This is a genomic window from Geminicoccus flavidas (assembly GCF_009806515.1).
GTDB classification, from domain to species: domain Bacteria; phylum Pseudomonadota; class Alphaproteobacteria; order Geminicoccales; family Geminicoccaceae; genus Geminicoccus; species Geminicoccus flavidus.
On the sequence record NZ_WUJP01000639.1, the window covers coordinates 1 to 9,225 of the forward strand.

Annotated in this window: 7 protein-coding genes; all 7 read right to left on the reverse strand. The window is 69.9% G+C overall.

What is annotated here, in order from left to right; all coding sequences use genetic code 11:
• A partial coding sequence (locus tag EQG76_RS17980) for an HAD-IC family P-type ATPase (protein WP_159715762.1) occupies window positions 1-2,384 on the reverse strand: 2,384 nt, incomplete at its 3' end.
• Between the two features lie 145 nt (window positions 2,385-2,529).
• Complete coding sequence (locus EQG76_RS17985; protein WP_159715763.1) at window positions 2,530-2,943, reverse strand: iron-sulfur cluster assembly scaffold protein; 414 nt, start codon at window positions 2,941-2,943, stop codon at window positions 2,530-2,532.
• Window positions 2,940-4,145: an aminotransferase class V-fold PLP-dependent enzyme gene (locus tag EQG76_RS17990; RefSeq protein WP_159715764.1), complete on the reverse strand. Its 1,206-nt coding sequence runs from the start codon at window positions 4,143-4,145 to the stop codon at window positions 2,940-2,942. Before EQG76_RS17990 ends, EQG76_RS17985 begins: the two co-directional genes overlap by 4 nt.
• Window positions 4,142-5,782: a molybdopterin-binding/glycosyltransferase family 2 protein gene (locus tag EQG76_RS17995; RefSeq protein WP_321573481.1), complete on the reverse strand. Its 1,641-nt coding sequence runs from the start codon at window positions 5,780-5,782 to the stop codon at window positions 4,142-4,144. Before EQG76_RS17995 ends, EQG76_RS17990 begins: the two co-directional genes overlap by 4 nt.
• 113 nt (window positions 5,783-5,895) lie before the next feature.
• Window positions 5,896-8,220, reverse strand: a complete 2,325-nt coding sequence (locus tag EQG76_RS18000) for a xanthine dehydrogenase family protein molybdopterin-binding subunit (protein ID WP_159715765.1) — start codon at window positions 8,218-8,220, stop codon at window positions 5,896-5,898.
• A gap of 137 nt (window positions 8,221-8,357) precedes the next feature.
• Entirely contained in the window at window positions 8,358-9,056 is a 699-nt protein-coding gene (locus EQG76_RS18005; protein WP_159715766.1) for an XdhC family protein, read from the reverse strand.
• Window positions 9,053-9,225 (reverse strand): XdhC family protein (locus EQG76_RS33535; RefSeq protein ID WP_321573482.1); only part of this gene is annotated, 173 nt, incomplete at its 5' end. The genes EQG76_RS18005 and EQG76_RS33535, both read right to left, overlap by 4 nt.

The window sequence follows — 9,225 nt, forward strand, 5'->3', positions numbered from 1 at the left end:
ACGGCGATCGTGAACAGGAACGAGACGAACAGCACCCGCCAGAGCAGGAAGGGCGAGAGCAGCGAGGCTTCGGGCCGGCGCGGCGGGCGCGCCATCACGCCTTCCTCGGACGGCTCGAACGCCAGCACTAGGCCCAGCGTCACGGTCAGCACCAGGTTGATCCACAGGATCTGGGTCGCGGTCATCGGCATGACGAAGCCGAACAGGATCGCCGCGATCACCGCGATCACCTCGCCGCCATTGGTCGGCAGGGTCCAGGAGATCACCTTGCGGATATTGTCGTAGACGGTGCGCCCCTCGTGGACCGCGGCCACGATCGAGGCGAAATTGTCGTCGAGCAGCACCATCTCGGCCGCCTCCTTGGCGGCCTCGGTGCCCTTGTGGCCCATGGCGACGCCGACATCGGCCTGCTTGAGCGACGGTGCGTCGTTGACCCCATCGCCGGTCATCGCCACCACCGCACCTTGCTGCTGCAGGGCGCGCACGATCCGGAGCTTGTGCTCCGGGCTGGTGCGGGCGAACACGGTGGCACGCTGCGCCGCCTGGCCCAGCGCCGCCTCGTCCATCCGGTCCAGCTCCGCACCCGTGACCACTTCCGGATTCTCGCTCATGCCGAGCCGGCGGGCGATGGCGCCGGCGGTGGCGGCATGGTCGCCGGTGATCATCTTGACCCTGATGCCCGCCGAGCGGCACTCGGCGATGGCGTCCATCGCCTCGTCGCGTGGAGGATCGATGAAGCCGACGATGCCGAGGAATCTCAGTTCGGCCCGGTCCAGGTCGGCGAAGCGCAACTGCTCCCTCGCATCCGGCAGCTCGACCATGGCGAAGCCCAGGATCCGCTCGCCGTCCCGCGCGGTCGCGGCGATGGCCTCAGTCCAGAACGCCTGGTCGATCGGCCGGGGCCGGCCGTCCGGACCCTGCTCGGTCCGGCTCATCTCCAATACCCGCTCGGGCGCGCCCTTGACGAACAGGGTGGTCCCGCCGCCCGGGCGGCGGTGCAGGCTGGCCATGAAGCGGTGCTGGGCGTCGAACGGGATCTCGTCGAGCCTGGGCCATTCGGCACGGGCATGGCCGGGATCGAGGCCGGCCTTCATGGCGAGCGCTACCAGCGCGCCCTCCATCGGGTCGCCGTTCACGCTCCAGCCCTGCTCGCCCTGGCGGAGCTCCGCGTCGTTGCAGAGCAGGCCGCAACTGATCAGCGGTGCCGCCGCGGCCAGCGCCGCGGCATCGTCATCAATCCCGATCGCTGCCAGCGCACCCTCCGGCTGATAGCCGGAGCCCTCCACCTGGATCCGGTGGCCGCCGGTGACGATCCGGCGCGCGGTCATCTCGTTGCGGGTCAGCGTGCCGGTCTTGTCCGAGCAGATCACCGAGGTGGCGCCCAGGGTCTCCACCGCCGGCAGGCGGCGGACCACCGCCTTGCGCGCCGCCATGCGCCGCACGCCCACGGCCAGCGTGATGGTGATCACGGCAGGCAGGCCCTCCGGCACCACGCCCACCGCGACCGCGACCACCGCCACCAGCGATTCGCTCCAGTCATAGCCCTGGATCAGGATCGCATAGGCGAACAGCAGTACCGCACAAACGAAGACGAACAGGGTGAAGCGTTCGGCGAAGCGGTTGATCTGGCGCAGGAGCAGCGTGGTCAGCTCCTGCACCGAGCTGATCAGCCGGCTGATCCGGCCGATCTCGGTGCCGCTGCCGGTCGCGACCACCACGCCGCTCGCCCGCCCCGCCACCACCAGCGTGCCGGAGAACGCCATGCCGTGGCGATCACCCAGCGCCGCGTCGGCGGCTGCCGGCCGGCCGTCCTTCTCGGCCGCCACCGATTCCCCGGTGAGCGCCGCCTCCTCGATCAGCAGGCCGTGAACCGTCAGCAGGCGCAGGTCGGCCGGAACCCGGTCGCCCGCTTCCAGCAGCACGATGTCGCCCGGGACCAGATCAGCCACCGCCACCGCCACCCGCTGGCCGTCGCGCAGCACGTTGGCCTGCGGCGAGATCATCTGGCGGATCGCCGCCAGCGCCTCCTCGGCCTTGCCTTCCTGCACGAAGCCGACGATCGCGTTGATGGTGACGACCAGCAGGATCACGACCGAATCGACATGATGGCCGAGCAGCCAGGCCCCGAGCGCTGCCGCCAGGAGGAAATAGATCAGCGCGCTGTGGAACTGGCCGAGGAAGCGCAGGACCGGGTGGCGTTCGGGGGCTTCCGGCAGGCTGTTCGGCCCGTACCGCTCCAGGCGCCGCCGCGCCTCTTCGCCCGGCAGGCCGTGCCGGTAGGCATGGAGCCGTTCCAGGACGTCGTCGACAGCCAGCGCATGCCAGGATGCCTCGGCCGGCCCGGGTGCCGGTCGCCGCTTGCCTGCATCGAGGGCCGTCGCCATCGCGTCCTCTGTTCCTGGTTGATCACGGTCGGCTGCCGGGGGAGTGCCTGAGGCTTTCCCGCCGGGCATTGATCGGGATCAACTGTCCCGGGTCAGTGCTTCCCGTCCAGCCTCTGGGTGACAGAATTCGGACGATGCTCCCCGGTCAGCCTCGCTTCTCCAGGTCGGCCAGGGCGTCCGCCAGGGCCTGGAAGGGTAGGGTGACGCAGTCCCAGCGGCTCTTGGCGTTGCGCACCGGGGTGAGGATGGCGAACCGCTCGTCCTCCTGCCCCTTGAGGAATGCGTCGATCGCCGCGCGCAGCTCGCCGGCCGCCGCGACATCGCCGCCCTTGGCGTAGCGCGCCAGCAAGGAGGCGGAGGCCTGGGTGAGCAGGCAGCCGCGGGTCTTGTGCGCGAGGTCGCTGATGGCACCGTCCTGCACCGCCAGATCCACGGTGATCCGGTCGCCGCACAAGGGGTTGTCGCATTCGGCGGTGACGGTGGGGGCGTCCAGCCGACCGGCCCCGGTCCTGGATCGGGCTTCGGCGATGATCGCCTGGTCGTAGAGAGCGTCGTTCATGCCAGCTTCCGGCGCACGGCTTCGAGGCCATTCAGCAGCGCGTCGACATCCGCGCCGTCATTGTAGGGGGCGAGCGAGGCGCGCACGGTGGCGACCGTGTCAAACCGCTCCATCAGGGGCTGCGCGCAATGATGGCCGCCGCGCAGCATCACGCCGTGGTCGCTGTCCAGGAGCTGGCAGACGTCGTGGGCATGCACGTCCTCCAGCTCGAACGAGACCACGCCGATGCGCTGCTGGGTGCCGGTGTCGCCATAGATGCGGCAGCCCGGGAGCGAGGCCAGGCCGTCCAGCATCCTGCCCGCGAGCTCGCGCTCCTGGGCGCCCAGCCGGTCCCAGTCCTGCGCCATCGACCATTCCAGTGCCGCACCCAGGGCGATGGCCCCGCCGATCGGTGGGGTGCCGGCCTCGTAGCGGTGCGGCGGCGGCGCGAAGGTCGAGCGCTCCAGGCTCACCCGGCGGATCATCTCGCCCCCACCCAGGAACGGCGGGGCGGCATCCAGCAGGTCGTAGCGGCCCCACAGCACGCCGATCCCGGTCGGGCCGAAGCATTTGTGGCCGGAGAAGGCATAGAGGTCGCAGCCCAGCTCCTGCACGTCGAGCGGACCGTGCGCGGCACGCTGGGCACCGTCCAGCACCAGCAGCGCGCCGGTGGCGTCGCAGAACGAGCGCAGCCGGGCGACATCCGTGATCGCCCCAGTCACATTGGAGGCATGGGTCACCGCCACGATCCTGACCCGGTCGGCCAGCTCGTCCAGCCGCTCCAGGTCGAGCCGGCCGCCGTCGGTCACCGGGATCGCCCGCAGGCTGGCGCCGCGCCGCTCGGCCGCGAGCTGCCAGGGCACCAGATTGCTGTGGTGCTCGAGCAGGCTCACCAGGATCACGTCGCCGGGCTGCAGCCGTTCCTGGAGGATGTGCGCCGCCGTGTTCAGCCCGAGCGTGGCGCCCGAAGTGAACACGATCTCCTCAGGCGAGGGCGCGTTCAGGAACTCCATGGCCGCCTTGCGCGCATCGTCGAACGCCACCGAGGCGCGCTCGGCACGGGCATAGACGCCGCGCTTGACGTTGGACCGGTCGTCCGTCTCGAACCGGACCAGCGCCTCCAGGGCCGGCCGGCAGATCTGGCTGGTCGCGGCATTGTCCAGGAAGTGCAGCGGCCGAGCCAGGCCGTCGAAGGCCGGGAAGTCCTGCCGGATCGGGTTCACTTGCGGTTCTCCAGATAGGCTGCGAGCGCCTCCGGCGTGTCGAGGTCGACCAGCGGCCCGCGATGCTCGACGACGATCTCCGCCACCTGGTCCTCGTGCCGGTCGATCAGCGCCCGGGCACCGGCATCGCCTTCCAGCTCGCGCATCTCCGCGAAGAACGCGCTCGACCAGAGCACCGGGTTGCCGCGCCTGCCGTTCGCCATCGGCACCACGATCGAGCGACGGTCGGCCGGGCTGAAGGCGGCGATCATCCGGTCGATCAGCCGGCGGTCGATGTCCGGCATGTCGCCCAGCAGTACCAGCACCCCGTCCGCATCGGCCGGCACCGCCGCCAGCCCGGCTTTGAGCGAGGAGGCGAGCCCGTCAGCGAAGTCGGGATTGTGGGTCAGGGTGAGGGGCCGGCCGGCCAGGGCCTGGGCCAGCTCGGCCTGCATATGGCCGGTGACCACCACCACCCGGTCGCAGGACGACTGCAGCGCCGCGTCCACCACGTGGCCGACCAGCGGCTTGCCGTCGATCGGGGTCAGGAGCTTGTTCGCCCCGCGCATCCGCGACGAGCGGCCCGCGGCCAGGACCAGGGCAGTGATCCGCGGCAAGCGCATCGTAGCACCGGCCTGCTCGCCCGGCTTGGCGCCGCGCGGCTGCGGCCGGGTCGGGATCTCGGAAAGGAGGCCGCCCACCCCCATCGCCATGATGTCTTGCGGCGTCACCCGGAGCCCCGCCGCCAAGCGCTCCAGCACCCAGTCAAACCCGTTCAGCTTGATCGAGCGGGCGCAGCCGGGCAGGCCGATGACCGGAATGTCGCCGTGGCGGCCGAACACCAGGAGATTGCCCGGGTCGACCGGCATGCCGACATGCTCGACCGTGCCGCCCGCGGCCTCGATGCCGCTCGGCAGCACGTCGCGCCGGTCGGTCACCGCAGAGGCCCCGGCGATCAGGACCATGTCGCCGCCCTCGGCGAGGCTGGCCGCGACCGCCTCCGCGATACCTTCGGTGGTATGCGGGCAGCGGCGCTCGTCCAGGAGCATGGCGCCCACCGCTTCCAGGCGCTGCCGGGTCACCTCCACCGTCTTGTCCAGGAGCTTGTCCGAAGTCGCCGAGGTGGCCGACTGGACCAGCCGCGCCCGCAGGCCGACGAAGGGGGCGAGGCGCAGCATCGGCCCACCCTCGGTCAGCGCCAGGCCACGCGCCAGCACGTCCTCCCGCGTGGCGAACGGGATGATCTTGACGGTCGCGACCATGTCCTTGGCGGCGACCCGGGCGAACGGGGGCAGGGTGGCGATGGTGAGGTCGGAAGCGACTTGGTTCAGGGCCTGGAGCCGCTCCAGGTCGAGCACCAGGATGCCGTCCTGCTCGGCGAACAGGTTGCTGCGGCCGGTGAACGGCTCGGCCACCCTCAGGCCCGGCCCGGCCACCGCCTTGGCCAGACTGTGGGCGGCGGCGTCCTCTTCGACGTCGCCCGGCTCGAACCGGACGGCGCTCACCCGCTCGATCCCCGCCTCCTCCAGGAGCGCCACGTCGGACGCATCCAGGGTGCGGCCCTTCTTGAAGCCGCTCCGGCCGAACTTCACGCCATGAGCCAGGGTGGCGCCCAGGGCGTCGCTCACCGCCATGCTGCCGAAGAACATCGCTACCATCCGTCGTTTCCCGTCAGATATAGCGACCCGGTCCAGGAATCACGAGGGCGGGACCGTCGCCGATCCCGCCCTTCGTCAAGATGCGTTCGCCACGGTTCCCTGGCGAGGGGCGATCAGGCGGCCTTCGCCACCCTGGCGCCCTGGATGTACTGCCACACCTTTTCCGGCGTGGCCGGCATGTCGACCCGGTCGACACCCAGCGGCGCCAGCGCGTCCAGGAGCGCGTTCATCACCGCGCCGCAGGCACCCACCGAGCCGGCCTCGCCGCAACCCTTCACCCCCATCTCGTTGTTCTTGCACAGAACCTCGTAGGTGTCGGTGTCGAAGCTCGGCAGGTTGTCGGCGCGCGGCATGGTGTAGTCCATGAACGAGCCGGAGATGAGCTGCGCGGTGTCGTCATAGACGACCTGCTCGTAGAGCGCCTGGCCGATGCCCTGGGCCACGCCACCATGGACCTGGCCGGCCACCAGCATCGGGTTCAGCACCTTGCCGAAATCGTCAACCACCGTGTAGCGGTCAACCTTGGTGACGCCGGTGTCCGGGTCGACCTCGACCTCGGCGATGTGGCAGCCGTTCGGGAAGGTCCAGGCATTCAGCTTGATCTTCACGTCGGCGTTCAGGCCGTCGATGCTGCCGGGCTGGGCCTTCACGGTCCGGGCGAGGGTGAAGAGGTCGACCTGCTTGTCGGTGCCCTTCACCTTGAAGACGCCGTCCTCGTAAGCGATGTCGGCGGCGGCCGTCTCGAACTGCTGGGCCGCGGCCTCGATGCCCTTGCGGATGACCTCGCGGGCACCGGCGCGGATGGCCACGCCCTGAGCGGTCAGCGAGCGCGAGCCGCCGGTGCCGCCGCCGAACTTCACCACGTCGGTGTCGCCCTGCTTGACCCGGATCCGGTCCATGTCGATGCCGAGCGCCTCGGCGAAGACCTGGGCATAGGCCGTCTCGTGGCCCTGGCCGTTGGTCTGGGTACCGACCCAGACCTCGACCGTGCCGTCGTCGACGAACTTGATCGCCGCGGCTTCCTCGGGATTACCCATCGTCGATTCGATGTAATAGGCGAGGCCAATGCCGCGCAGCAGGCCCTTGGCCTCGCTCTGCGCCTTGCGGCTGGCGAAGCTGTCATAGCCATGCTTGGCGAGCGCCAGATCGGTGACCTTGGCGAACTCGCCCGTGTCGTAGGTCTCGCCGGCCGGCGTCGTGTACGGCATCTGCTCCGGCTTGATGTAGTTCTGCTTGCGCAGCTCAATCGCGTCGACCCCGAGCTCGCGCGCAGCAGCATCCATCAGGCGCTCGATGCAGTAGATCGATTCCGGACGGCCGGCGCCGCGATAGGCATCGACCGGGGTGGTGTGGGTGAAGATGCCCTTCACCCGGTAGGTCAGCGTCTTGATGTCGTAGACGCCAGGCAGGACCTTGAGCGCGGCATAGGTCGGGATGAACGGCGCGAACATCGACAGATACGCGCCCATGCCGGCATGGACCATGACGCGCAGCGCCAGGATCTTGTTGTTCGCGTCGAAGGCGAGCTCGGCCGTGGTGATGTGGTCGCGGCCCATCACGTCGGACAGGAAGGCCTCCGTCCGCTCGGCCGTCCAGGCCACCGGGCGCCCGGTCTTGCGCGCCGTCCAGGCCGCCATGGCGTACTCGGGATAGAAGAACGCCTTCATGCCGAAGCCGCCGCCGACGTCCGGCGTGATCACCCGGACCTTGTCCTTGGGCAGCTTGAGGACCTGCTCGGCCAGCATGTCCTGGAACATCCAGCCGCCCTGGGTGCCCGCATGCATGGTGAGCTTGCCCTCGGCGGCATCCCACTCGGCGACGCAGGCGCGCGGCTCCATGGAGTTCGCGACGACCTTGTTGTTGATCAGGTCGATCTTCACGGTTTTCGCGGCGGAGGCGAAGGCCTGGTCGGTGGCGCCGGCATCGCCATGCACCCAGTCGAAGCACAGGTTCGAGCCGGTGCTGTCGTGCACCAGCGGCGCGCCCGGCTCGATCGCCTTCAGCATGTCAGCGACGGCCGGATGGGTGTCGTAGTCGACGGTGATCAGGTCGGCCGCATCCTTGGCCTGCTCCATGGTCTCCGCGACGACGAAGGCCACGTGGTCGCCGACATGGCGGACCTTGTCCACCGCCAGGATCTGCCGGCCCGGGTCGGCACGGTCGGTGCCGTCATGGTTCTTGAGCGGGACCAGGCACGGCAGGTTGTTGGCATCCGCGGCGGCCAGCTCCTTGCCGGTCACCACGCAGAGCACGCCCGGGGCCGCCTCGGCGGCGGACGTGTCGATGGAGGTGATGGTCGCATGAGCGACCGGCGAGCGCAGGACATAGCCGACCGCCTGACCCGGCACGCTGATGTCGACGGTGTAGCGCCCTTCACCCTTGACCAGGCGCGCATCCTCCACGCGCTTGACCGACTGCCCGAAGCCGAATTTAGCCATGCCTTTTTCCCCTGCCTGCGGCGGCGCTGCGCCCGACATACCCAGGCTTTGCGCTCGATTCTAGTGTGGCAATAAAGTGAGGCGAGCCGCAGAAGGCCGCGCGATCCCGCATCGGCCCGCAACGGCTCGCCAATCGGTCAGTTGCCCTGCCGCAGCGCCTGGGTGCATTCCGCCAGCACGGAGATCGCGATCTCTGCCGGACTCACCGCGCCGATCGGCAGGCCCGCCGGACCGCGGATCCGTGCGGTCGTGGCCGGGTCGTGGCCCAGCGCCTGCAGGCGCTCCTGCCGGGCGGCAGCGTTCTTCCGCGAGCCCAGTGCGGCGATGTAGAAGGCGTCGCTCTTCAGCGCCACGTCCAGGGCCGGATCGTCCAACTTTGGGTCGTGGACCAGGGCTATCACCGCGGTGCGCCGGTCGGGCTGCAGCCGCTCCAGCGCCTCGTCGGGCCATTCCTGGGTGACCTGCGTGTTGGGGAAGCGCTGGTCGGTGGCGAACGCGCGGCGCGGGTCGACCACCGTCACCTCGTAGCCGGCCAGCTCCGCCATCGGCGCCAGCGACTGGGTGATGTGGACGGCACCCACGATGATCATGCGCAAGGGCGGGTTGAACACCTGGAGGAAGGCCTTGCCGACACTGGTCTCGGCGGTCTTCGAGCGATCCTCGCGTAGTGCAGCGCGCGCCGCCTCCAGCACGTCCTCGGGCAAAGGCGCACCTTCGGTCTGCCGGCCATCGACCACCAACGCCTCGGTACCGCCCTGGTCCAGCAGGCGGACCAGGCAGACCTGGCGCTTGGCCTTGCGGGCGGCCTCCAGCGCGTCCAGCAGGGCCAGCTTCATTCCACCGCCTCGACCCAGACCTGGACCTTACCGCCGCAGGCCAAGCCCACTTCCCAGGCCTGCTCGTTGGTCACGCCGAACTCGAGCAGCTTCGGCGGGGCCCCGTCCATGACCTCCCTGGCCTCGCGCACCACCGCTCCCTCGATGCAGCCGCCCGAGACCGAGCCCA